Below are 21,991 nucleotides of genomic sequence, written 5' to 3'. Positions count from 1 at the left end.
TGCTGAGGGCTGGCCCACCGGCATCAGAGCGCGAAAACGCGCCGGACCGGACACAGGGAGAATATAATGGCGACATCGTCAGAAATTCCGGGTGCCTCATTCCGGCTGAGCATGCTCATCTATGATACACGCTACCGATCAATAACCATCCAGATAGTCTTTCTGTTTCTGTTCATGGCAGGCTTTGCCTGGTTGGTGGATAACACTTTGACGAACCTTGCCGAAAAGGGCAAAGACATTGATTTCAGCTTTCTTGGTATGCGTGCCGGGTATGATATCAATCAGCGGCTGGTCGATTATACCAATGACAGCAGCCATTTGCGCGCCTGGATTGTCGGACTTTTAAATACGCTGGTGCTGGCCTTTTGTGCCTGTGTCACTGCCACGGTGATCGGGGTCATCGCGGGGGTTTTGCGGCTCTCAAAAAACTGGATCGTGTCTAAACTGATGACGGTCTATGTGGAACTGTTTCGCAATGTGCCGCTTTTGCTTTGGATTATCGTCATATTCGCGGTTCTGACCGAGGTTACACCCGCGCCGAATGCCTTTCGCGGTGAAACGCCAAGCGCGTCGATGCTTTTGTTTGACAGTGTTGCGGTGACCAACCGTGGCACATATATCCCAAGCCTGCTGTTCGGGCGCAGCCTTGGCGATGTAAACTTGGGGCTGATCACCGTCAGTACCAACTACTTTATCCTTTTGCTCGTCCTTATTGGCAGCATCTGGGGATACCGCAAGTTGCAGAGCGATGCGTTGAAACAACAGGAAGCAACCGGCATCCGCCCGACGACGTGGTGGAAATCACTTTTGATTCTGACATTGCCTTTGACTATCGCCTTGATGGCGATGGGGGCCCATCTGGAATATCCGGCGCTGAAGGGGTTCAACTTTCAAGGCGGTGGTTACATCCGCAACTCCTTCATTGCGATGTGGCTGGCGCTTACGGTCTATACCGGCGCGTTTATTGCCGAGAACGTACGGTCCGGCATCCTTGCGGTGTCGCGCGGGCAATCTGAGGCGGCCTTTGCCCTTGGTTTGCGGCCGGGGCGGACAATGTCACTTGTGGTTTTGCCTCAGGCCCTGCGGGTGATTATTCCGCCGTTGATTTCGCAATATCTCAATATCACCAAGAATACCTCGCTGGCGCTTGCGGTGGGCTACATGGACCTTCGGGCCACGCTAGGCGGTATCACGCTGAACCAGACCGGACGAGAGCTGGAAAGTATGTTGTTGATGATGCTGACATATCTGGTCATCAGCCTGGTCATCTCTGGCGGGATGAATGTGTACAACAGTGCCGTGAAATTGAAGGAGCGTTGATATGAGTGATAAAATGATCTCTTTCGTCCGTACGGAAATGTTGCCGGAACAAACCCCGCCAAGCAGTCAGGTCGGGGCAATGCGTTGGGTGCGGGAAAACCTGTTCTCGGGGCCGGTCAATACGCTTCTGACGCTGTTGGGCATTGCGGTGCTTTATTTTCTGGCGGTCCATTTGGGGCCCTGGTTCAAAAACTCCATCTGGAATGCTGATTCTCTGGCCGAATGCCGCGAGATCCTTGCGGGACAAAGCGGCGCCTGTTGGGGGGTTATCAAGGACCGTTGGCACCAGCTCATTTTCGGGTTTTACCCCGCCGAGGAATACTGGCGCCCGACGATCACTTTCTTTTTGATGTTGGTGGCGATTGCGCCGGTCTTGTTTGGCGGGTTGCCACGCAAGATGATGTGGTTTTCCGCGATCTTTCCGGCGCTGGCCTTCTGGCTGCTTTGGGGCGGAAGCATCTGGTATTCGGTCTTTGCGATGCTGGGCTTTGTGGTTGCCTATGTCGCTTTCAGGGCGTTGCAGCAGGTTTCGGGTGTGGTGGCCGTGGTTGGTGCGGTTGTGGCGGCTGTTATCTGGTGGCTGTTGCTTGCGGGTCCTTTGGGGGATCTGGTTGCCTCGGTCGTACCGGTGGCGCTGCCCTATATCCGGTCGGATGATTTCGGTGGTTTCATGATCTCCATTATCATCGGGGTCACAGGTATTGCGCTGTCGCTGCCGATCGGAATTTTACTGGCACTGGGGCGTCAATCGGATATGCCGCTGGTCAGATGGATTTGCGTCGGTTTTATCGAGTTTATCCGCGGCGTGCCGCTGATCACCTTGCTGTTCACGGCCAGCTTGCTATTGAACTACTTCCTGCCACCGGGAACGAATTTCGACATCATCTTGCGGGTTATCATCATGGTAACGCTGTTTGCCGCGGCCTATATGGCCGAGGTCGTGCGCGGGGGCTTTGCCGCTCTGCCACGTGGCCAGTATGAGGCGGCGGATGCGCTTGGCCTTGATTACTGGAAGGCACAGCGGCTTATCCTGTTGCCTCAGGCGTTGAAAATTTCCATTCCGGGGATCGTGAACACCTTTATCGGGCTGTTCAAGGATACCACGCTGGTTGTGTTCATCGGCATTCTGGACCCTATCGGGCTGTCCAATGCGATCCGGGCGGATAGCAATTGGAATGGCATCATATGGGAACTCTACGCCTTTATCGCGCTTTGTTTCTTCCTCTTCTGTTTCGGCATGTCCCGGTATTCGCAATACCTCGAAGGCAAGCTGAAAACCGATCACCGCTAAAGGAGCCCGCTATGCAAGAGACCATGGCAGAACGTACAGTTGATCGCAGCCACATGCAGGTAAGCGATGAGGTGGCGATTCAGATTTCGAAAATGAACAAGTGGTACGGCACATTTCACGTGCTGCGCGATATTGATCTGACGGTAAATCAGGGAGAGCGGATCGTGATCGCCGGCCCCTCTGGCTCGGGGAAATCGACGCTTATCCGTTGTATCAACCGACTGGAGGAACACCAGACAGGTCAGATCATCGTTGACGGAACCGAGTTGACAAGTGATCTGAAAAACATCGACAAGGTGCGGTCAGAGGTGGGGATGGTGTTTCAGCACTTTAATCTGTTCCCGCATCTGACCATTCTGGAGAACCTGACCTTGGCCCCGATCTGGGTGCGCAAAACCCCCCGGAAAGAGGCCGAAGAGGTGGCGATGCATTACCTCGAAAAGGTAAAGATCCCAGAGCAGGCGCATAAATTCCCCGGTATGCTTTCGGGCGGGCAGCAGCAGCGGGTCGCCATCGCGCGCTCTCTTTGCATGAAGCCGCGGATCATGTTGTTTGATGAGCCGACATCCGCGCTGGACCCCGAGATGATCAAAGAGGTCTTGGACACGATGATCGAGCTGGCCGAGGAGGGCATGACGATGATCTGTGTAACCCATGAGATGGGCTTTGCGCAGGCTGTGGCCAACCGCGTGATATTTATGGACCAAGGCCAGATTGTGGAGCAAAACAACCCGCATGACTTCTTTAACAATCCGCAGTCGGATCGCACCAAATTGTTCCTAAGCCAGATCTTGGGTCACTAGACAGCAACAAACCCAGCCGATGGGCTGGGTTTGTTGGTAGGTCAGGCGGCTATTTCACGCGGGATTACAAAATCCAGCGTGGCCCCTGCGCCAAAAGCCACGTCCTTCCAATCGTCTTCGGTAAAATCAACAACCAGCGTGGCGCCCGTGGGATAGCGGTGAAATTCGGTATTGGCAGGTGCACGCGCCACCAACCGGGCCGCGAATTCTGCGATGCCTGGATTATGCGCGACGATCATTACGGTGTCGGCAGTGGCCTTGCGCAGCACCGCAAGCAGAACATCCGGCCCGGCATTATATAGCGCTGGCTTCAATGTCACCGCAGCAGGATCGGTTATTTCTGCGGCGATACGAGCATAGGTTTCTTGCGTGCGCAGCGCGTCAGAGCAAAGCACCTCCCCCGGAATATAGCCGCGCGAGGCAAGCCATTGGCCAAGGTCGGCTGCGGCCATATTGCCCCTGTCATTGAGCGGGCGATCATGGTCGGACATCAGCGGGTCGTCCCAGCTCGATTTGGCGTGACGGGTCAGGATCAGGCGTTTGGTCATGCTTATTGCCTCTTGTGATCAACAGTGTGTCACAATACTGTTGCACAAGCGCAGGCAAGGGGGCAAGCACGACCCGCCGCTTAACCATCGCTGGCTGTGACGCGCGCTGGCGTGTTGGGGGACCGGATCAAAGAACCCGCACCGTGATCCGTAAATAGCTCCAGCAAACACGCATTCTGGATGCGCCCGTCGAGGATGACCACGGCGCGCACCCCTTGTTCGATTGCCATCAGCGCAGTTTCCGTTTTGGGGATCATCCCGCCCGAGATCACGCCTTGGTCTGTCAGATCACGCACCTCTTGTGTGGTAAGTTGGGTGATCACGGCACCATCCGCATCCTTTACCCCGGCGACATCGGTCAACAGCAGCAAACGATCCGCCTTAAGCGCACCGGCGATGGCCCCTGCGGCAGTATCGCCGTTGACGTTAAAGGTTTCGCCATTGTCACCGGGGGCAACCGGCGCCACAACCGGGATGATCCCCGCCTTGAACAAATCGTGCAAGACCTGCACGCGCATATCACGGGGGCGCCCGACAAATCCCAGCTCCGGGTCGTCATAGTCGCAGACCATCAGATCATCATCCTTGCCGGAAATCCCGACAGCCCGCCCGCCCGCATCATTCAATGCCTGTACGATCCGCTTGTTGACCAGCCCCGAGAGGACCATTTCTACCACCTCGACCGTGGCCGCATCTGTGACACGCTTGCCGCGCAGAAATTTGGACTTGATGCCCAGCTTGGCCAACAGGCTGTTGATCATCGGCCCGCCGCCATGCACGACCACTGGGTTCAGGCCAACCTGACGCATGAAGACGATGTCTTGGGCGAATTCCTCCATCGCGTCGTCGTCGCCCATCGCATTGCCGCCGAATTTCACAACGACGGTCGCACCCGAATAACGCTGCAAATACGGAAGCGCCTCATTCAAGGTGCGGGCGGTGGCAATGGAATCTCGCATATTAAGTAACTGCTTTTTCATGGCTGGGTCCGTTCTGGGTTTACTTTTGGTAACGGTTTTACGCCGCCGTGCCAAGTGGCCAGAGGAGTGCTTGCACCTTCCGCGCATAAGCTTAATCTGTGGCCAGAACGCTAAGGGAGACACGGGATGACCGAGCAGAAAACACTGGTTTTAACGGGGGCAAGCCGCGGGATCGGCCACGCCACGGTAAAACGATTCTCTGCCGAAGGATGGCGGGTACTGACCTGTTCGCGCCAGCCGTTTGATCCTCGCTGCCCGTGGCCGGGTGGCGAAGAGAACCATATCCAGATTGATCTGGCGGATCCTAGCAAGACAATCGCTGCGATTGAGGTGATTCGGGAAAAGGTGAATGGCAGGCTTGACGCGTTGGTCAATAACGCAGGGATCTCTCCGAAAGGGGAGGGGGGCGCGCGGTTGAACACGCTTACGACAGATTTGATGACATGGGGGCAGGTCTTCCACGTTAATTTTTTTGCCTCCGTTGTTCTTGCCCGCGGGTTGCAAGCCGAGCTGGTCGCGGCAAAAGGCGCAATTGTGAATGTGACTTCCATTGCGGGCGTACGGGTGCATCCCTTTGCGGGCGCGGCCTATGCCACATCCAAGGCTGCCCTGGCCGCGCTGACCCGTGAGATGGCGCATGATTTCGGGCCGATGGGGGTGCGGGTCAATGCAATTGCCCCCGGTGAGGTGGAAACCGCCATCCTCAGCCCCGGCACGGAAAAGATTGTGGAACAACTGCCGCTGCGCCGTCTGGGCCAGCCGTCAGAGGTGGCCGATGCGATCTGGTTCCTGTGCTCGCCGCAGTCGAGCTATATCTCCGGCACGGAAATAGAGGTCAACGGCGCGCAGCACGTCTGATCGCTATTCCAGCGTGGCGATGGTGGCGCGCAAAGTTTCGATTCCGCTGCCCTTTTCCGAAGAGGTCACGATCAATTCGGGAAAGGCCGCAGGGTGTTTTGCCAATGCGGCGCGGGTTTGGTCAATGTTTTGGTTCAGCTCTGCCTTGCTGATCTTGTCGGCTTTGGTCATCACAGCCTGAAAGGTAACGGCCGATCGGTCCAGAAGGGTCATGATCTCATGGTCCACGTCCTTAACCCCGTGGCGTCCGTCGATCAGCACAAAGGCGCGGCGCAGGGTTTGGCGACCGGAAAGATAGCTTTTCAAAAGGGCCTGCCATTTGGCAACAACCGGAAGCGGGGCGGCGGCATAACCATAGCCCGGCAAATCGACCAAATAGCGCTGGGTGCCAAGGGCAAAATAGTTGATCTCTTGTGTCCGCCCAGGGGTGTTGGACGCGCGTGCAATGTTTTTGCGCCCCGTCAACGCATTGATCAGGCTTGATTTCCCAACGTTGGAGCGACCTGCAAAGCAAACCTCCACCCGGTCGGCAGGCGGCATGCCGGACATGGCAACCACACCTTTGACGAAATCGACATTGCCCGCAAAAAGCAGCCGACCCGCCTCACGCGCCTCGGCTTCGGGTTCTTCGGCAAGGGGAAAAGGAAGTTGGGTCACGACAGGCTCCACTCATCGTTTAGGGTGATTGTGCCACCCTGTTTCACCACTGCATAGACGCCAAAATCCTGATGTCCATAGCCGGTTTTCAGCGCGGTCAATGTGTCTGCATCAACCTGCCCGGTTTCGGGGTTGGTCATCGTGGCGCGGCAACGGGTGATGCGCTCTTTGATCGTCAGGACGGCGTCGCCAATCGTAATATCACGTCCGATCCAATCAAACTCGGTAAAGGGTTCAACGCCATCCAGCCAGAGGTTGCCGCGAAAACGATCAGCTGACAGGGGGGTGTTCATGCGGTCAGACAAGGCGGTCAACGCGCTGGTCGACAGGATCGAAACAGATGGAAATGCGCTATCCGTCATGCCCATCTGCGCCGAAACGATGTGTGTCGGCTGTGCGCGTTCCTTTGGTGAAATCGGTGCGATCCAAGCCAGAAAGCCGGGAAGATCAGCAGGATCATCGGGACGGAATGTCAAGTCAGGGCGCTGTGGGTGATGCAAAGTGACAGCATCGCCCCGTAGCTCTGCGGTGATGGCCATAAGCTGAGGGGCCTTGGCGCCGCGGTGAAAGTTGTTGCAAGGGTTCCATCCGGGACGCAGTTTCGCCGCCTCATGTGCGACAGCCCAGCGGCGATCCCCTGGAAGACAGGCCCCAGCCGAAAGCAGAACGGACGCGAGATCCTCGCGTCCGTGTGCCTTGATCGGGTGGCGGCAAATGCGAGCCAGCCGCCTTGTCATTTTTTACCCGGTTTCTTGGTGTCGACAGCCGCGGCCACCTTGGGTTTGCGGGTAAAGCCGGCCTTGATGTTCCCGAAAATATCGGGTGTATGACCGTGGCTTTTCATGATGATGAACTGCTGGGTGAATGTGATCACGTTGTTGGTGATCCAGTAAACAACCAAGCCGCTGGCAAAGCTACCGAGCATGAACATGAATACCCATGGCATCCAGGCAAAAATCATTGCCTGTGTCGCATCTGTCGGTGTCGGGTTCAGCTTTTGCTGCAACCACATCGAGATCCCCAACAGCAAAGGCAGCACTCCGATAAAGATCAACGCCATCATTGTTCCCGGCTCTGGTGCGGCCCAAGGCAAGACGCCGAACAGGTTGAAGATCGACGAGCTGTCGGGGGCCGAAAGGTCGTTCAACCAGCCAAAGAAGGGCGCGTGACGCAGTTCCAGCGTAACGAAGATCACCTTGTAGAGCGAGAAGAAGATCGGGATCTGGATCAGGATCGGCAGGCAGCCCGCAGCGGGGTTGACCTTCTTTTCCTTATAGAGCGTCATCATCTCTTTCTGGAGCTTCTGCTTGTCTTCGCCAGCGCGCTCTTTCAATGCCTCCATTTCCGGCTGCAATTCCTTCATCCGTGCCATCGACACGTAGGACTTATAGGCAAGCGGGAACACCAGCGCCTTGAGCAGGAAGGTCAGAGCGATAATCGCAAGCCCCATGTTGCCGATAATCGCATGCAACCAATGCAAGACAGCAAAAATCGGTTTGGTAAAGAAGAAGAACCAACCCCAGTCGATTGCATCGATGAAACCTGCGATACCACCGGTCTTTTCGTAGTTACGCAGGGTCTCCCATTCTTTGGCGCCGGCGAACAACCGCGAGTTGGTCGTTGAGGTGGCACCGGGTGCAACACTGACCAGCGGTTGGCGGGTTTCGGTTTGGAAAATATCGGCGCTTGGGACATATTTCGCGACAGCGGTGAAAGGCTTGCCCTGTTCGGGGATCAGCGCGGTCATCCAGTATTTACTAGTAAAACCGATCCAGCCGTCTGTTGTCGCCTGGTTCACTTCGGCCAATGCGGCTTCACGTTCTACCAACGGAAGCTTTGCTGCGGCCTTGTACTTTATTTCTTCCAAAGTGCCGTCGGTTCGCTGCACAATGCCTTCATGGCTCAGGTAAAACCCTTCGAGGTCATCGGGGATGCCATGCCGCGCGACGATACCGTAAGGTGCCAGACGAACCTCGGCACCTGTCTGGTTTTCGACGGTTTGTTCGACGTTGAACATATAGCGATCGTCAACCGAAAGAATACGTTTGAACACCAGCCCCTTGCCGTTGTCCCATTGCAGGGTGATCGGCGTTTCGGGGGTCAGTGTATTGGTTCCGACCTGTGACCAAAGCGTATTCGCACCAGGCACATCCTCAAAGCCGAGATTTCCGGCCGGGGTCCAGCCGTAAAGCGCATAATATGCATGTGGCTGACCAACGGGTGAGAGCAGAGTGACAATCTTGGAGGCAGGGTCAATCGTCTCTTGGTAGCTGCTCATCGCCAAATCATCGATACGCCCCCCCAACAAGGAAATCGTACCTTTGAGCCGCGGCGTGTCTATGGCAAGGCGCGGGGCTTGTGCCTTTTCCGCAGCCGCTGCCGTTTCGGATGTCGCAACCGAATCCGCAGGCGGGGTAATTGCCTCTGTCGCCGTTGTGACTGCGGCGGGCGCGTTGGGATCAACGACCGGCTCTGCGGGTGGAAAAAACACAAACCACGCCAGAATCACAAGGAAACTGAGGGCTGTTGCGAGGATGAGATTTTTGTTCTGATCGTCCATCTGGGACCCACACCGTTCCTGTTCAGGTTCAGCGGTGGTTCAACGATAGGGGGGGGCAAAGGTCAAGGGCTTTTCCCCAGATTTGACCTCTTCGCCTTCGAATCCGTCCGTAAATCAGCTATTGACGGGCCAACCGGGCCAGGCGTGGGGTCGGGCGGCCGATTGTTCCGGTCACTGACAGTACGCCGGGGAGCGCGGCCTTAACGGGTCCGTGTCCCGATTTGCGGGAGGGTCGCGCGTTGCGACTGGTGTTGGGCAATCCAGTCCTGCGTGGCCTCGAATGCCATTGGCCTGGCGATCAGAAAGCCCTGGACATGACCACAGCCAAGCTGTGCCAGCATGGCATGTTCTCCTGCGGTCTCGATGCCTTCTGCCAGTGTTTCCAATCCCATCCGTTCTGCCAGAGACAAAATGCCCGAGACCAGTTTTTGTTGATCGCGATCCTCGTCCACCTTGCGAACAAAACTGCGATCAATTTTGATCCGGCGTACTGCAAAACGTCTGATGTTGGTGATTGAGGAGTGGCCAGTCCCGAAATCATCCAGATCGATTCCACAGCCGAGCTTTGAAAGTTCCAGAATGTTACGGACAATCACGTCATTATCGGTCTCGGCGATCACGGTTTCCAGAATTTCGATGCACAGCCGCTCCGGGGTGAGATCAAAACGGTCCAGTTCCCATTTCAACTTTTCCGTCAAACGCGGATTGCGTAGCTCTTCTGCCGAAAAGTTGACGGCGACATTTGGCACATTCAATCCGGCTTTGTCCCAACTGACCAAGGCCGCCAAAGCGTTATAAAGCATGACCTCGCCAAGACGTTCACTTAGTCCGGCTTCTTCGATGGCGGGAAGGAATTCGGACGGTGGAATGATGCCGCGCTCGGCATGGTGCCAACGTGCCAACGCCTCAAACCCCGAGATTTCGCCCGTATCTGTGCAAATCTGTGGTTGGTAATGGGGGCGAATGTCGCCGTTATCCATTGCGCGTTCCAATTCATTGCGCAGGGCATCACGGTCAGAGCGTTTGCGGGCCATGCCGGGCACATAGGCGCGGATTGCATTGGGGCCGTTACGCCGCGCCTCATCAGCAGCGACCTGTGCTGCATCCAAGAGGGCCGCGCCGTTCGGCTGGGGCGATCTTGGCCCCAGGCAAAAGCCGATCGAGCAATTTACATAAAGCCGTGCTGCGTCGATGCTGATGGGAGGGGTCAACGCCTCTTGCAGACGCGCGGCGACTTGAATCATCCCTTCCAAATCCACGCGCCGCATGGGCGCAAGTGCGACCGCAAAGCCACCGCCCTCCAGACGTGCGACGGTATCACCGTCCCGTAAGGCGGCGTACAGTCGTTCGGCGCTGCGCATCAGGACCTCGGTCTGGACCGCGCGACCGTGACGGTCCAAGAGTTCGTCCACGTCGTCGAATTGAATAACAAAACAAGCGGTTGTCCGGCCTGTGATATCAGCCTCTTGCAAGGCGTGATCGAGAAACTTCGTGATCTGGGGCCGATGTGGGAGGCTGCCGGGGGGATCGATACTGGTCAGGCCAAAGCTGTCAGTGCCGCGCAGAACACCTGCAAAAAGAAAGATCAGAGGCAGCCCCAAGGCTGTCATCATCATGATAGACTCCCCACCCACCCAATAGGCAAAGAGAGAGATGGCAGGCAAAAAAACCAAAAGCTCCGGCCGACGTAGCCAAGGCTTTACGCGCGCGGTGAGGCTGGGCCTGGAAACGGCGGTCAGTTGTTGTTGCGGTCTCGGCATGCACGTGTCCCCTTGGTCATCAGCAACAGAGCTTTGGCCCCTGTAATATCTGAAGCTAAGGCGGACAGGCTAAGTGGAAGGTTAACGCTCGCCTGTAAGTTGTGAAGAATTCTACCTATCTTTTTTCGCAAGGGGCGCCAGTGACGCGAAATCAAAGAGCGTCGGGTCAAGCAAATGGGACGGGTTGGCATTTTGCAATGCGCGGAACATGATCTGGCGGCGACCGGGGCTGCGCGCCTCCCATTCATCCAGCATCGCCTTTACCTGTTGGCGCAACAGCCCGTCCTGACTGCCGCAAAGATCACAGGGAATAATCGGATATTGCATCCCTGAGGCGAATTTTTCGCAATCCGCCTCTGCGACAAGCGCGAGGGGCCGCAAAAGCAAAAGGTCGCCATCCTCATTCAACAGCTTGGGCGGCATGGTCGCCAATCGCCCCCCGTGGAACAGATTCATGAACAAAGTTTCCAACATATCGTCGCGATGATGCCCTAAAACCACCGCTGAACACCCCTCTTCGCGGGCGATTCGGTAAAGATTTCCGCGCCGTAACCGCGAACAGAGCGAACACATCGTGCCTCCCGGTGCGATCTTATCCATGACGATGGAATAGGTGTCGGCATATTCGATGCGATGTTCGACCCCCATCCGCGAGAGGAACTCCGGCAGGACCGTCGCCGGAAATCCGGGCTGCCCCTGATCGAGATTGCAGGCCAGCAGCTCAACCGGCAATAACCCGCGCCATTTCAGTTCATGCAGAATGGCCAGCAGGGTATAGCTGTCCTTGCCGCCTGACAGGCAAACCAGCCAGCGCGCGCCGGGTTGGACCATGCCGTAGACCTCAATAGCCTCGCGCATGTTTTGCACGATACGTTTGCGCAGTTTCTTGAACTCGGTGGTCTTGGGCGCGCCATGGAAAAGCGGGTGAATGTCGTCGATTTTGTCCAGCATCGCTCAGCCTCGCTTTGGGGTCTTGTCCGGCACAGGATCATAGCCATCACCGCCCCAAGGATGACAACGGCAAATGCGGTGCGCGGCCAGATAACCGCCCTTGACCCCGCCGTGCTTTTCCAGCGCTTCCATCGCATATGCCGAGCATGTTGGTTGAAACCGGCAGCCGTGGCCGACCCATGGGCTTAGCAGCAAACGGTAAGCACGAACGGGCAGGGCGAACACATGGGCAAGCGGTGTCATTTCCGCGGCTTCCGAGGGGCGTGGATCTGTGCCAAGGCGGTTTCCAGATCCTTCAAGAGATCCGCAAAGTCCCGGTCGATCGTCACCTTGGGGCGTCCGACAAGGACATAATCCCAGCCGGGCTGCCCCAGCTCGGGCAGAACGGCCCGCGCAATTTCGCGCAGCCGTCGTTTCGCACGGTTGCGCGCCACCGCATTGCCGATTTTCTTGGAGCAGGTGAAGCCAACCCGCATACCGTTGCTGTCATCCCCACGTGCGCGCGCCTGAAGCAAGAACCCTTGGGCGGCTTGGCGGCGGGCAGAGGCTGCGCGCAAGAAATCCGAACGCTGGCGCAAAGTTTCGGGCGTTTTGGTGACAGGATTTGCGCATGACAGTACCGCCGATGGCTGTGGGGTTTGGGCATCGCTGCCGTTTCCCTGTGCCTTCGGCGGTATCATGTTATCTGTCCTTCAAAAAGCGGGGCGCAAACACACCCCGGCCTATTAGGCCGAAAGCTTCTTGCGGCCTTTGGCACGGCGCTGGTTCAAGATAGAACGGCCAGCTTTGGTCGACATACGCAGGCGGAAACCGTGGCGCCGCGTGCGGACCAGGTTCGACGGTTGAAAGGTACGCTTCATCGCGGTTCTCCATCACATGTTCAACAACGGGCATTCAGGCGGGATTCGCCAAAAACCGATCCGTTGCGCTTATTCCAAGCCCGTCCTTTACGCATCCGATTGGCCCAAGTCAATTCGGCTGGGGGGCATTTTCTGCAACATTTCCGGCCAACCCTTCGTTTTTTGCCGCATTCGCGGGTGAAATGTTTCAATAGGGCGCCCCTGGATGCCGAATCTGTCAGAACCAATCAACGCCGCGTGAGAGGGGTATCGCAGGTGCAATATATTCCGCATCTTGCTTCAAAGCTAATTAGGGCAAATCGCCGGAGAAGATGATGATAAATATGCCCGAGGGCCAGATACAACCAAATACCAAAGCGGGATGGGCGCGAAAGATGCCGATTCTGATCATTCTGGCCGTTGCGGCAATGGGGGCGTTCTTTTTGGGCGATCTCATCAGCTTTGAGGCGCTTGCGGCGAACCGCGAAGCCCTGATTGCCTACCGCGATGCCCATTACTTGCTTGCAGCACTTGGCTTTGTGGCCGCCTATGCGCTTCTTGTGGCGTTCTCGTTGCCGGGGGCTTTGATTGCCACGCTGACGGGTGGATTTCTGTTCGGGACCTTTCCGGGGGTCCTGTTCAATGTGACGGGTGCGACCATCGGCGCGATTGCGATTTTTCTGGCGGCCCGCAGCGGATTTGGCGCACGCTTTTCGCAACAGGTTGAGGGCAAGGGTGGCGCGGTGGCCAAGCTTCAGGCGGGCTTGCGTGAAAATGAATGGTCGGTGCTGTTCCTGATGCGGCTGGTGCCGGTGGTGCCGTTTTTCCTTGCCAATCTGGTGCCGGCCTTTGTGGGAACCAAACTGTCACGCTTTGCGATTTCGACCTTCCTTGGCATCATGCCCGGTGGGCTGGTCTATACCTCGGTCGGGGCAGGGCTGGGCGCGGTTTTCGCGCGCGGAGAGACCCCGAACCTGTCGATTATCTTTGCCCCGCATGTGCTGGGGCCAATTCTGGGGCTGGCGGCGCTTTCTGCGCTCCCGATCCTTTTGAAAATTTACCGCAGGAAAGCAGGCTGACCCATGGAAATGATTGAAACCGATATCTGTATCCTCGGAGCAGGCTCTGGCGGGCTGTCGATTGCGGCGGGTGCTGTGCAGATGGGCGCGCGGGTCGTGCTGATTGAGGGCGGAGAGATGGGCGGGGATTGCCTCAATGCGGGCTGTGTTCCTTCCAAAGCGTTGATTGCATCGGCAAAGCATGCCCATGCAATGACCACGGGCGCCGCGTTCGGCATTGCACCCGTTACGCCAGAGGTGGATTTTGGCGCGGTCAAGGATCACGTGGCGCAGGTGATCGCCGGAATCGCCCCGCTGGACAGTCAGGAACGGTTCGAAGGGCTGGGTGTGCGGGTCATTCGGGCTTGGGCCAAATTTACCGGCCCTGATGCGGTTGAGGCCGGCGAGTACCGCATCAAGGCGCGCCGCTTTGTGGTGGCCACAGGCTCACGCCCCTTTGTGCCGCCCATTCCCGGCATTGATGGGGTGCCCTATCTGACGAATGAGACGATCTTTGCCCAACGGGAGCGGCCTGATCATCTGATCGTGATCGGCGGTGGCCCGATCGGGATGGAAATGGCACAGGCGCACCGCAGGCTTGGCTGTAAGGTGACGGTGGTCGAAGGGGCCAAGGCCTTTGGTCGTGACGACCCAGAGGCGGCGGCTGTTGTTCTGACCGCGATGCGCCGCGAGGGCGTCGAGGTGCTGGAAGACGCGCCGGTTGTAGGTGTCAGCGGGCAAGAGGGCGCGATCAAGGTGGAGATCAAGGACGGCCGTGTTGTCCATGGCTCCCATCTTTTGATGGCGGTGGGGCGGCAGGTGTCGGTTGAGGGTCTGGGGCTGGAGGCCGCGGGCGTGGAATTTACCCGCAAGGGGGTAACCGTGGGCGCGGATCTGCGGTCCAGCAACCGCAAGGTCTATGCGGTGGGCGATGCGGCGGGGGGGCTTCAGTTCACCCATGTTGCGGGCTATCACGCGGGGATTGTAATCCGTCAGATGCTCTTTGGGCTGCCATTCAAGGCCAGCACCGCGCATATCCCTTGGGCAACCTATACCGACCCCGAGCTGGCCCAGGTCGGCCCGACCGAGGCCGAGGCCCGCAAGATCCATGGCGATGCGCTGACCGTGCTGCGGTTCGAGTTTGCCGAGAACGACCGCGCCCGTGCGATGCATCAAACCGAAGGCCTGATCAAGGTGATGGTGGTCAAGGGGCGGCCCATTGGCGCCACCATTGCGGGCGCGCAGGCAGGTGAGTTGATCGGGCTTTGGGCGATGGCCATTGCGGCCAAGATAAAAATCAGCGCGATTGCAGGAACCGTCTTGCCCTATCCAACGTTGTCCGAAGTGTCCAAACGTGCGGCGGGTGCCTATTTTTCGCCTAAGCTATTTGATAATCCAATGGTAAAGCGTGTGGTGGGGCTGGTGCAGCGCTACTTGCCTTGAATTTTGTGTCTGATAGGGATTGATTACCCCCGTCGGGCTAACGGAACAAAAAAGAAAGCAGGTGCGGATTTGGCACAAAAACGGTTCGGCTTTTTGAACACGCTTTCGGGGCGTTTCTTACTGCTGACCGTGGTATTTGTAATGCTGGCCGAGGTGCTGATTTTCGTACCCTCCATTGCGCGGTTTCGTCAGGATTACCTGCAATTGCGGCTGGAAAAAGCACAGATCGCCTCTTTGGCTCTTCTGGCAACCGATGGCATGATCAGCACGGAGCTGGAGGCAGAGCTTCTGGCCAATGCTGATGTGTATAACGTGGTACTTTGGCGTGATCAGATCCGGCAGCTGATTTTGTCCTCTCCGGTCGACAGCGATGTTATCGCTACCCATGATTTGCGCGTGGCAACGCCGCTGCGCCTGATGCGAGATGCTTTGGTGGTTTTGATTGATAATCAGGACCGTACCGTTCGTGTGATTGGCCGTCCGGTACAGGATGCGGGTTTCCTGATTGAGGTCACCATGCCAACGGCCCCCTTGCGTCAGGCAATGCTCGACTACGGGTTGCGGATTTTCCTGCTGTCGGCACTGATTTCGGTGGTGACGGCTGCGCTGCTGTTCTTTGCCGTTCGTCGTTTGCTGGTTGTCCCCATTCGCCGTGTGGTACGGCACATGACGCTCTATGCTGATGCCCCCGAGGATGCCCGCCGCGTCATCGCCCCGACCTCGGGCGTGGCCGAGGTGCGTGAGGCCGAAGAGGCCTTGCAAAGCCTGCAAACGCAACTGACAGGGGCGCTGCGGCAGAAGGAGCGTTTGGCCCAGCTTGGGTCGGCTGTTGCAAAAATCAGCCATGATCTGCGTAATATCCTGACGACGGCCCAGCTATTTACGGATAGAATCGAACATAGCGTCGATCCGGTGGTTACCCGCATTGCGCCCAAGCTTGTCGGCTCAATCTCCCGCGCGGTTTCCTTGTGCGAATCTACATTGGCCTTTGGCAAGGCCGAAGAGCCCTCACCGCGGTTGTCTCGCTTTGCCTTGGCGCCCTTGGTCGAAGAGGTGATAGAGGCCGAGGCATTGGGCGAGCGGCAGGGCGTCAGCTGTTTGGTCGATATATCTGCGGGGATGAACCTGCGGGCGGATGCCGAGCAATTATACCGCGTTCTGGCCAATTTGATGCGCAACGCAATGCAGGCTTTGGAGGTGGCGGGCCAAGGCGGCATCATAGAGGTTTCGGCGGGCGAGACGGACGACGAGTGGTGGATCAAGGTCGGTGATACCGGCCCCGGTCTGCCGCCCCGTGCGCGTGAGCATCTGTTTACTGCCTTTCAGGGGGGTGCGCGCAAAGGGGGGTCCGGCTTGGGGCTTGCAATCGCCTTTGAGCTGGTGCGCGGCCACGGTGGGCGCCTGGAGTTATTGCGCAGCGACGAGGCCGGGACCGAGTTCGTGATCCATTTGCCCAAGACGGATGGTTTGGAGGATACTGCTCAACACGGCAGTTCGGGCGACTTGTAACTTGTAACGGGCCAAACGTCTCGTGTATCAGTCGCGGCCACCCCCACAGGTCTTGAGAGATCGGAAAATACACCGCTGCATATGATCGGCGGGGGGCAAAGTTATTGAATGTAACCGCTGGAGAAAAAAGATCGCAGAAATTTCGAGAGTTTTGCTTTTAACCTCTTGCGCCCAGAGCCGTGGGGCGGTACATCGCCCCCACTGCACCCGTAGCTCAGCTGGATAGAGCATCAGACTACGAATCTGAGGGTCGGGCGTTCGAATCGCTCCGGGTGCACCATTCATCTTATGTAAGACGTCAAGCGAAATTGGCTTTTGCGTCAAAAAGCGACCCAATCACCGCGAACCGGATGTTTGTGGCCAAACCGCGATTGTCCGGTTCGACTCCTCTCCACTTGATGCCTTACAAGATCTTTGGGACGACCATGCACAGAACGCGTCGCATACAATGTCGGCGCTGGTTTTGCGCGCAAACGGCCCAATCCGGCCTTGGACGATTGCTTTCGTCGCTGCAATGCGGCACGCTAATCCAGACATTCACGCATACCAATTGGGAAGCTGGGTTATTTTTCGTTCAGCCTTTTCGCTAACTCCACTGCAAAACGCGAGGCTTTATCCCTCGTGCATACAATGTGAATTTCTTCTTCGGCGCGGGTGAACCCGACATAAAACAGGCGGCGCGCTTCCATGATCTCTCGTTCACTCGGCCTTTTTCTTGGGATGCCGCCCTCATCCATTCCGAACATCACGACTACCCGAAACTCTCTGCCCTTCGAACTGTGCAGAGTTGTCAAGTTGATGCGGTTATTGCCCTCGCCATGCCCGCAAAACTGGCCGAGACTCATTCCTTCATGCGGTTCTCCAGGCGCTGTTTTTGCAATCAGATCGTCAAGCTTCTCGCTCTCATCGACGAGTGTTCGCGAACGATTAAAGACTTCGACCAGAAGCTCTTGCCGCAGCGCGCCCAGCCAGTCGTGAAGGCTAAGTGTGCTGTCGCGCCGTTCCCACAAGAGCCTTAAGAGGGTTCTCTGGAACTCCATGCGGGCTGCATCGGTCGGCAAGGCCTCGGAAAACATCCTATTGGCTTCACCCACGATCCGCGAAAAGCGCGGATTACCTGATCTCCATCCATCGCAGCACCAAGTTGCGCTCTGTTCAAGCCAGCGCATCAAGCGGCTGGAACGCGGATAAATCGCCTGGTTGTCAGCTCGAATGGTCGCGTGGCCGCGTTCGGCGGCGGCTTCGGCGAGTATGTTTCCGAGCCATGCCGCTGGGTAAAGGATCGCGACATCACCCAGCTGTAGATCGGGATGCCTCTCCAATGCTTCTGGCAGAAGTGTGTCGAAAACGTATGCGGCTTGTGCTTCGTATCTTCCTTGAAGAGGGTGAAAATAGACCGTGCCTTCGGCAGCGTCTTCGGGGGCTTCGTAACCGCGTTCTTCGCCAAGAGCGAATTGTGATGCACGTACGATCTCCGAGCCGCAGCGATAGTTCAGGCGCAGCCTGACGCTCTCGACATTATCGCGCTCCGATAGGCGTTGGAGCAGCCCGGGTGCTGCGCCCGTGAAGCCATAGATTGACTGATCGACATCGCCCACCGCGAAGAGGCGGATACCTGTAGTTAAGCACAAGCCCATGACCATATGGTGAAGAGCGCGCCCGAGGTCTTGGTATTCATCCACGATCAAGACGGGATACTTCGCCTTTATCGCCTCTCGAAGCCATTCGTGCTCTTTAAGGGCGCGCAACGATAGTAGTGTCATATCGTCGAAATCGATGAGCCCTGCCGCACGCAATTCTTCTTCGTAGGCCAGCACGAGTTCAGCCAGGACGGCATCGGTCTCCAAGAATTCGGGACTGTCGCGATCAAGGTAACGGCGGCGGTAACGGTCAAGCTGATTCCTCCAGCGCGCGTGCGGATCGTCTCCTTCCGCGATGATACGGTCGTAAGCACGTTCCAATGCACCGCGTTGCTCGCGGTTGGATGCGACTTGGAAATCGTCGGGCAGCCCCATGCCAGCAACTTTTGCATAGGGCAGAATGATCTGCGTCAGGGAGAAGGAGTGAACCGTTCCGATGAAGACCCTTTCGCCTGCCTCGATGCCAAGTGTTTGGAGGCGCTGCTCTAACTCACGTGCGCACTCGTTGTTGTAGGTGATGCAGGCCACGCCACGCGGCTCATGCACATCCTCTGAAAGAATGCGCGCAAGTTTGACGGTCAGGGTCTTCGTCTTGCCGCTCCCTGGCCCAGCAATGACAACGCAGTGTCCTTCGGATTCATACGCTGCCCACTGGCCTTCATTCGGGCGAAGCTCCTCGGCGGCTCGAAGATACAGCCCTCGACTAGACACGATCAGCAACGAACTCTATGGCGCAGCTGATGTAGCCTGGAGGGGCGATGCCATCGATATAAGAGAGCATTCGCTGCGCGAACCGGCCTTTGCCAATGGTATCGATCATTTTTAGCAGCTCTTCAGCGTCAAGCTTGGTCGGATCAGCTTCCCAGGACTCAATTTTCTCCTTCCGCGACGCACTGAACTTGTACTCGTTCATGACCGAAATAATTGCAGGGGCAAAACCATCGGAAAACAGGTCAACCTCTAGTGTCTTCTTGTTTGAAAATATCCCGTATTCTTCACAGCGCGTGGCGAATTCATCCGCATCATCGAGATCGTCTAGCTCTGCGATCAGTGCTTCAGGCTTATCCCCCGTACGCTGCGTCTCTATGTCTTCGACGAGCCGCAGGGATCGATTCCAACCAAGTGGACTCTTCTTCTCCCTTGGGTCCCAGTCGGTGATGACAGCAAACGGGATGCCGAGACCGACCAAGAGTTTAGTGTAGGGGCGGAAATTCGTACCCGCAACCGAGCAGACGGTTATGCCGAGTTCGTCGAGCGACTTGCCCAAGGCCTCTGCGAATGCAGGAATTAGAAAGCGTTCGGCATCGCCCTCTACGAGCAAAACGCCGCGCGCGAACAGGATTTCAGCGCGTGTAACGTCTAGGTATCGCTCGATATCGTCGACTTCTTTCGCCGCAAGCCTAATCGACTGCGTTGCATAGCCTTTCGTTCCATTATCCCCTTCGTCCTTGAGCAGCACGATGGATCGTAAGGGCGCAACGCTTGCGATGTGCGGCGAGTGCGTCGTCAAAATAATCGAAAGGGGCGCGCCGCCTTCCTGCGCTTCCGTGAATACGTGACGATAGACCGACCGTTGAAGATGCGGATGCAAATGGGCTTCCGGCTCTTCAATCGCTAGGAAAGTATGATCGCGGTGATTTTCCTCGATGAGTTTGCGTAGTTCGAGAAACTTCAGCGTGAGGAAAACCAGGTTAGCTGATCCGAGGCTGGCATCACTAATCCCACGTTCACCCTCGTCGATCAATAGCCGCACGGCGCGGTAGAGCCGTGCAGGGTCAGTCGGGGTAAAGCCAAGCTTTGGATGGATATCTTGCTTTTCGCCGCTCATTTCTTTGAAGAGATCAGCAATGCTTTCTTCGAGCGCCGCAACTTCATCAAACTGCGTGATCTTCGCCGTCGCTTCTTCGATGACCTCTCCGATTTCCGCAAGCTCTTCAGCGTCAACGCCCTTGAACGCCTCTTCGATGAGCGGCCTCAGCGGCGATCTCTGCCAAACGGAAAGGTCGCTCTCGGCATCCCGAAGCGCTGGCAGGACGTCCATCGTGATCCGCCGTCTGAGCTTGTGGCCGAAGGTTTTCGTCTCGCTTTCGCCGCCATAGCAAATGAACTCGAAGTCCTCGGCCGCCCCAGGCTCGCCTTCGAGATCGGCTAATGGTCTAAGCTCGTAGGTCAGACGAACGGTTTCGGGATCATCATCGAGCCGATAGTCGGTGAGCGTCGCTAGGATGTCGGGATCATTTTCAAAGTCTTTGATCTCGACGCTGACCCGTATCCTGTCCTCCTTGGTGAGCTCTTCGAGCCCATCCCAGAAGTCCGCTAGTCCAAGCTGCCGCGCGCTATCGGGAAGGGACGGATCGAAAATCAGCCGTAGTGCATGAAGTAAGTTGCTCTTTCCGACTCGGTTCTCGCCCACGACGACGAGATTGCCGCCCAACCTCACATCGAGGTCGGCGAAGTTCCGAAAATTCTCAATCTTTATACGCGATAAATGCACGCCAAACCTCAATTTAAAGTTCTTACCGATGATCTATGCCTGCAACCCTAACCGTTTATTTCGATAAAGATACACCCGCAGAGAACGTGCCAGTAGGTTCGCGAATGACAGCTTCGCGTCCAAAGTGCAGAGTATTCGCTTCCGCAGCGAATGACCGCTTCCCACCGAATCTGCTGGGCGCAGTATCCGATATCGACGGTCAGAGCGGGTCGCAGGAGCGAATCTCGGTTAAGCCTGCCTTTGCCTAGCCTCCCACCAACTTTTCTTGCATTTTTGCACCGTGTTCCAGCTGAGGTTCAAGGCTTTCGCGATCTTGTTTGTCGTCCAGCCGTCATCAAAAAGCTCATTAATCCGGGCACGATCATATTTCTCGTTCGAATTTCGCGGCTTGATTTGGCGCCCGGTAGACTTGATCCACTTGGATATCGTCTGGGGCGTCGGCCCATGCTTTTTGCTCAAGATTCTAAGTGATTTACCGTTTTCCCATTCCTTCGCAATGCTTTCCAGAACATCAAACCCAGCCGTTTTTAGAGTGTAAATGGCGTCACGTCGTGTGATCTTTAGTCTTTTTGCGAACTGATCAAGAGACTTGACCTCCTGAAACAGAGGCACCAGGCCGTCGACAGGTTCTTCGATGATGATGTCAGACTGAAAGCGGTTGAAAAACATGCGCTTTTGGGCCTGCTCTTGGAATCTACGCTGTCGCTCAGTCGCACCAAGCTCGAACCCTTCACCGCGCAAGCGTTCACCTGTTGATTGTCACTGAGAACTGACCCGGCAACAGCAGAAATTGTCATTGAGAATTGACCCATGTGCAACCTTGCCCCTGCTTGATTCAGCTGGGGGCTATTGGAGTGGTAGACATGGGATTTTTGAGGGTTATTCGGAAATGGGCGCTGCGAGACAAGATGCCCATTCGCGAGATTGCGCGGCGTACAGGCGTATCTCGCAACACGATCAAGAAGTATCTGCGGGCTGGGATTGTCGAGCCCGAGTTTCAGAGACCGGACCGGCCGAGCAAGCTGGATCCGTATGCTGAGAAGCTGACAGCCTGGTTGCTGTCTGAGCAGCGCAAATCACGCAAGGAGCGGCGGACTGCCAAGCAGATGCATGCCGATCTGGTGCAGCTTGGCTTTGATGGCTCATATGAGCGGGTTGCGGCCTTTGTGCGGGACTGGAAGGGTGAACGGCAACGCGCATATCACACGACTGACCGCGGGGTCTTCGTTCCGCTGGTGTTCCAGCCTGGCGAGGCGTTTCAATTCGATTGGAGCGAGGAC

Annotated in this window: 21 protein-coding genes and 1 tRNA gene; 9 read left to right on the top strand and 13 right to left on the bottom strand. The window is 56.8% G+C overall.

Annotated features, from left to right (window positions below):
* Nucleotides 1-66 precede the first annotated feature (66 nt).
* Genes AKU94_RS00590 through AKU94_RS00580 form a run of 3 tightly spaced genes read left to right on the top strand, consistent with a single transcriptional unit; the run spans nt 67 to nt 3,414 of the window.
* Nucleotides 67-1,320: an amino acid ABC transporter permease gene (locus AKU94_RS00590; protein ID WP_050525429.1), complete on the top strand. Its 1,254-nt coding sequence runs from the start codon at nt 67-69 to the stop codon at nt 1,318-1,320.
* Between the two features lies 1 nt (nt 1,321).
* Nucleotides 1,322-2,611, top strand: a complete 1,290-nt coding sequence (locus AKU94_RS00585) for an amino acid ABC transporter permease (RefSeq protein WP_050525428.1) — start codon at nt 1,322-1,324, stop codon at nt 2,609-2,611.
* An 11-nt stretch (nt 2,612-2,622) separates the two neighbouring features.
* The gene (locus AKU94_RS00580) at nt 2,623-3,414 is read left to right on the top strand and encodes an amino acid ABC transporter ATP-binding protein (protein ID WP_050525427.1); all 792 of its coding nucleotides are present in this window, start codon (nt 2,623-2,625) and stop codon (nt 3,412-3,414) included.
* A 41-nt stretch (nt 3,415-3,455) separates the two neighbouring features.
* On the opposite strand, the gene AKU94_RS00575 is transcribed toward AKU94_RS00580, so the two are convergent.
* A complete protein-coding gene (locus AKU94_RS00575; RefSeq protein WP_050525426.1) occupies nt 3,456-3,962 on the bottom strand; it encodes a SixA phosphatase family protein in 507 nt (168 codons plus the stop codon).
* 80 nt (nt 3,963-4,042) lie between these two features.
* Nucleotides 4,043-4,942: an acetylglutamate kinase gene (gene argB, locus AKU94_RS00570; protein ID WP_050525425.1), complete on the bottom strand. Its 900-nt coding sequence runs from the start codon at nt 4,940-4,942 to the stop codon at nt 4,043-4,045.
* 126 nt (nt 4,943-5,068) lie between these two features.
* Here argB and AKU94_RS00565 point away from each other — a divergent pair, with 126 nt between their 5' ends.
* The gene (locus AKU94_RS00565; RefSeq protein WP_050525424.1) at nt 5,069-5,800 is read left to right on the top strand and encodes an SDR family NAD(P)-dependent oxidoreductase; all 732 of its coding nucleotides are present in this window, start codon (nt 5,069-5,071) and stop codon (nt 5,798-5,800) included.
* Between the two features lie 3 nt (nt 5,801-5,803).
* Here AKU94_RS00565 and yihA read toward each other — a convergent pair whose 3' ends face one another.
* The 8 genes from yihA to rpmH form a co-directional block, all read right to left on the bottom strand.
* A complete protein-coding gene (yihA, locus tag AKU94_RS00560; protein ID WP_050525464.1) occupies nt 5,804-6,457 on the bottom strand; it encodes a ribosome biogenesis GTP-binding protein YihA/YsxC in 654 nt (217 codons plus the stop codon).
* The gene (locus tag AKU94_RS00555) at nt 6,454-7,194 is read right to left on the bottom strand and encodes an MOSC domain-containing protein (RefSeq protein ID WP_050525423.1); all 741 of its coding nucleotides are present in this window, start codon (nt 7,192-7,194) and stop codon (nt 6,454-6,456) included. Before AKU94_RS00555 ends, yihA begins: the two co-directional genes overlap by 4 nt.
* Nucleotides 7,191-9,017 carry a membrane protein insertase YidC gene (gene yidC, locus AKU94_RS00550; RefSeq protein WP_050525422.1) on the bottom strand — a complete coding sequence of 609 codons (1,827 nt, stop codon included), beginning with the start codon at nt 9,015-9,017 and terminating at the stop codon, nt 7,191-7,193. The genes AKU94_RS00555 and yidC overlap by 4 nt, the downstream gene beginning before the upstream one ends.
* Nucleotides 9,018-9,217: 200 nt before the next feature.
* Complete coding sequence (locus AKU94_RS00545; protein WP_083444866.1) at nt 9,218-10,777, bottom strand: putative bifunctional diguanylate cyclase/phosphodiesterase; 1,560 nt, start codon at nt 10,775-10,777, stop codon at nt 9,218-9,220.
* Nucleotides 10,778-10,888: 111 nt separating this feature from the next.
* On the bottom strand, nt 10,889-11,728 hold the full coding sequence (ttcA, locus tag AKU94_RS00540; RefSeq protein WP_050525421.1) for a tRNA 2-thiocytidine(32) synthetase TtcA: 840 nt from the start codon (nt 11,726-11,728) through the stop codon (nt 10,889-10,891).
* A 3-nt stretch (nt 11,729-11,731) separates the two neighbouring features.
* Nucleotides 11,732-11,971 carry a membrane protein insertion efficiency factor YidD gene (yidD, locus tag AKU94_RS00535; RefSeq protein WP_050525420.1) on the bottom strand — a complete coding sequence of 80 codons (240 nt, stop codon included), beginning with the start codon at nt 11,969-11,971 and terminating at the stop codon, nt 11,732-11,734.
* Nucleotides 11,968-12,408, bottom strand: coding sequence for a ribonuclease P protein component (gene rnpA / locus AKU94_RS00530; protein ID WP_050525419.1), 441 nt, complete (start codon nt 12,406-12,408; stop codon nt 11,968-11,970). Before rnpA ends, yidD begins: the two co-directional genes overlap by 4 nt.
* A 45-nt stretch (nt 12,409-12,453) precedes the next feature.
* Nucleotides 12,454-12,588, bottom strand: coding sequence for a 50S ribosomal protein L34 (rpmH, locus tag AKU94_RS00525; protein WP_050525418.1), 135 nt, complete (start codon nt 12,586-12,588; stop codon nt 12,454-12,456).
* A 314-nt stretch (nt 12,589-12,902) separates the two neighbouring features.
* Between rpmH and AKU94_RS00520 the strand changes: the two genes are divergently transcribed.
* The 4 genes from AKU94_RS00520 to AKU94_RS00505 all read left to right on the top strand — a co-directional run bounded on the left by AKU94_RS00520 (nt 12,903) and on the right by AKU94_RS00505 (nt 16,857).
* The gene (locus AKU94_RS00520) at nt 12,903-13,646 is read left to right on the top strand and encodes a TVP38/TMEM64 family protein (protein WP_050525462.1); all 744 of its coding nucleotides are present in this window, start codon (nt 12,903-12,905) and stop codon (nt 13,644-13,646) included.
* A gap of 3 nt (nt 13,647-13,649) precedes the next feature.
* On the top strand, nt 13,650-15,068 hold the full coding sequence (locus AKU94_RS00515; protein WP_050525417.1) for a dihydrolipoyl dehydrogenase family protein: 1,419 nt from the start codon (nt 13,650-13,652) through the stop codon (nt 15,066-15,068).
* A 141-nt stretch (nt 15,069-15,209) separates the two neighbouring features.
* Nucleotides 15,210-16,577: a sensor histidine kinase gene (locus AKU94_RS00510; RefSeq protein WP_083444869.1), complete on the top strand. Its 1,368-nt coding sequence runs from the start codon at nt 15,210-15,212 to the stop codon at nt 16,575-16,577.
* A gap of 203 nt (nt 16,578-16,780) precedes the next feature.
* Nucleotides 16,781-16,857 (top strand) — tRNA-Arg (locus AKU94_RS00505).
* Between the two features lie 283 nt (nt 16,858-17,140).
* Here AKU94_RS00505 and AKU94_RS00500 read toward each other — a convergent pair.
* The 3 genes from AKU94_RS00500 to AKU94_RS00490 form a co-directional block, all read right to left on the bottom strand.
* Complete coding sequence (locus AKU94_RS00500) at nt 17,141-18,928, bottom strand: ATP-dependent helicase (RefSeq protein ID WP_083444868.1); 1,788 nt, start codon at nt 18,926-18,928, stop codon at nt 17,141-17,143.
* Entirely contained in the window at nt 18,921-20,711 is a 1,791-nt protein-coding gene (locus AKU94_RS00495) for an ATP-dependent nuclease (protein WP_050525461.1), read from the bottom strand. Before AKU94_RS00495 ends, AKU94_RS00500 begins: the two co-directional genes overlap by 8 nt.
* Nucleotides 20,712-20,939: 228 nt before the next feature.
* Nucleotides 20,940-21,452: a helix-turn-helix domain-containing protein gene (locus AKU94_RS00490; protein ID WP_050525414.1), complete on the bottom strand. Its 513-nt coding sequence runs from the start codon at nt 21,450-21,452 to the stop codon at nt 20,940-20,942.
* Nucleotides 21,453-21,574: 122 nt separating this feature from the next.
* Between AKU94_RS00490 and AKU94_RS00485 the strand changes: the two genes are divergently transcribed.
* A partial coding sequence (locus AKU94_RS00485) for a helix-turn-helix domain-containing protein (RefSeq protein WP_157056340.1) occupies nt 21,575-21,991 on the top strand: 417 nt, incomplete at its 3' end.

Source organism: Pseudorhodobacter aquimaris (assembly GCF_001202025.1).
Lineage (GTDB): Bacteria > Pseudomonadota > Alphaproteobacteria > Rhodobacterales > Rhodobacteraceae > Pseudorhodobacter > Pseudorhodobacter aquimaris.
The sequence above is the reverse complement of the archived record's forward strand: the minus strand, read 5'-3'. Positions and strand labels throughout refer to the sequence as shown.

Bases quoted from the DNA above. Each gene is read 5' to 3' on its own strand.
- ttcA (WP_050525421.1), bottom strand. From the start codon at position 11,728: ATGCTGGACAAAATCGACGACATTCACCCGCTTTTCCATGGCGCGCCC.
- AKU94_RS00555 (WP_050525423.1), bottom strand. From the start codon at position 7,194: ATGACAAGGCGGCTGGCTCGCATTTGCCGCCACCCGATCAAGGCACAC.
- rpmH (WP_050525418.1), bottom strand. From the start codon at position 12,588: ATGAAGCGTACCTTTCAACCGTCGAACCTGGTCCGCACGCGGCGCCAC.
- yidC (WP_050525422.1), bottom strand. From the start codon at position 9,017: ATGGACGATCAGAACAAAAATCTCATCCTCGCAACAGCCCTCAGTTTC.
- AKU94_RS00590 (WP_050525429.1), top strand. From the start codon at position 67: ATGGCGACATCGTCAGAAATTCCGGGTGCCTCATTCCGGCTGAGCATG.
- AKU94_RS00510 (WP_083444869.1), top strand. From the start codon at position 15,210: ATGCTGGCCGAGGTGCTGATTTTCGTACCCTCCATTGCGCGGTTTCGT.
- AKU94_RS00580 (WP_050525427.1), top strand. From the start codon at position 2,623: ATGCAAGAGACCATGGCAGAACGTACAGTTGATCGCAGCCACATGCAG.
- AKU94_RS00545 (WP_083444866.1), bottom strand. From the start codon at position 10,777: ATGCCGAGACCGCAACAACAACTGACCGCCGTTTCCAGGCCCAGCCTC.
- AKU94_RS00575 (WP_050525426.1), bottom strand. From the start codon at position 3,962: ATGACCAAACGCCTGATCCTGACCCGTCACGCCAAATCGAGCTGGGAC.
- AKU94_RS00515 (WP_050525417.1), top strand. From the start codon at position 13,650: ATGGAAATGATTGAAACCGATATCTGTATCCTCGGAGCAGGCTCTGGC.
- yidD (WP_050525420.1), bottom strand. From the start codon at position 11,971: ATGACACCGCTTGCCCATGTGTTCGCCCTGCCCGTTCGTGCTTACCGT.
- AKU94_RS00585 (WP_050525428.1), top strand. From the start codon at position 1,322: ATGAGTGATAAAATGATCTCTTTCGTCCGTACGGAAATGTTGCCGGAA.
- rnpA (WP_050525419.1), bottom strand. From the start codon at position 12,408: ATGATACCGCCGAAGGCACAGGGAAACGGCAGCGATGCCCAAACCCCA.
- argB (WP_050525425.1), bottom strand. From the start codon at position 4,942: ATGAAAAAGCAGTTACTTAATATGCGAGATTCCATTGCCACCGCCCGC.
- AKU94_RS00520 (WP_050525462.1), top strand. From the start codon at position 12,903: ATGATAAATATGCCCGAGGGCCAGATACAACCAAATACCAAAGCGGGA.
- AKU94_RS00565 (WP_050525424.1), top strand. From the start codon at position 5,069: ATGACCGAGCAGAAAACACTGGTTTTAACGGGGGCAAGCCGCGGGATC.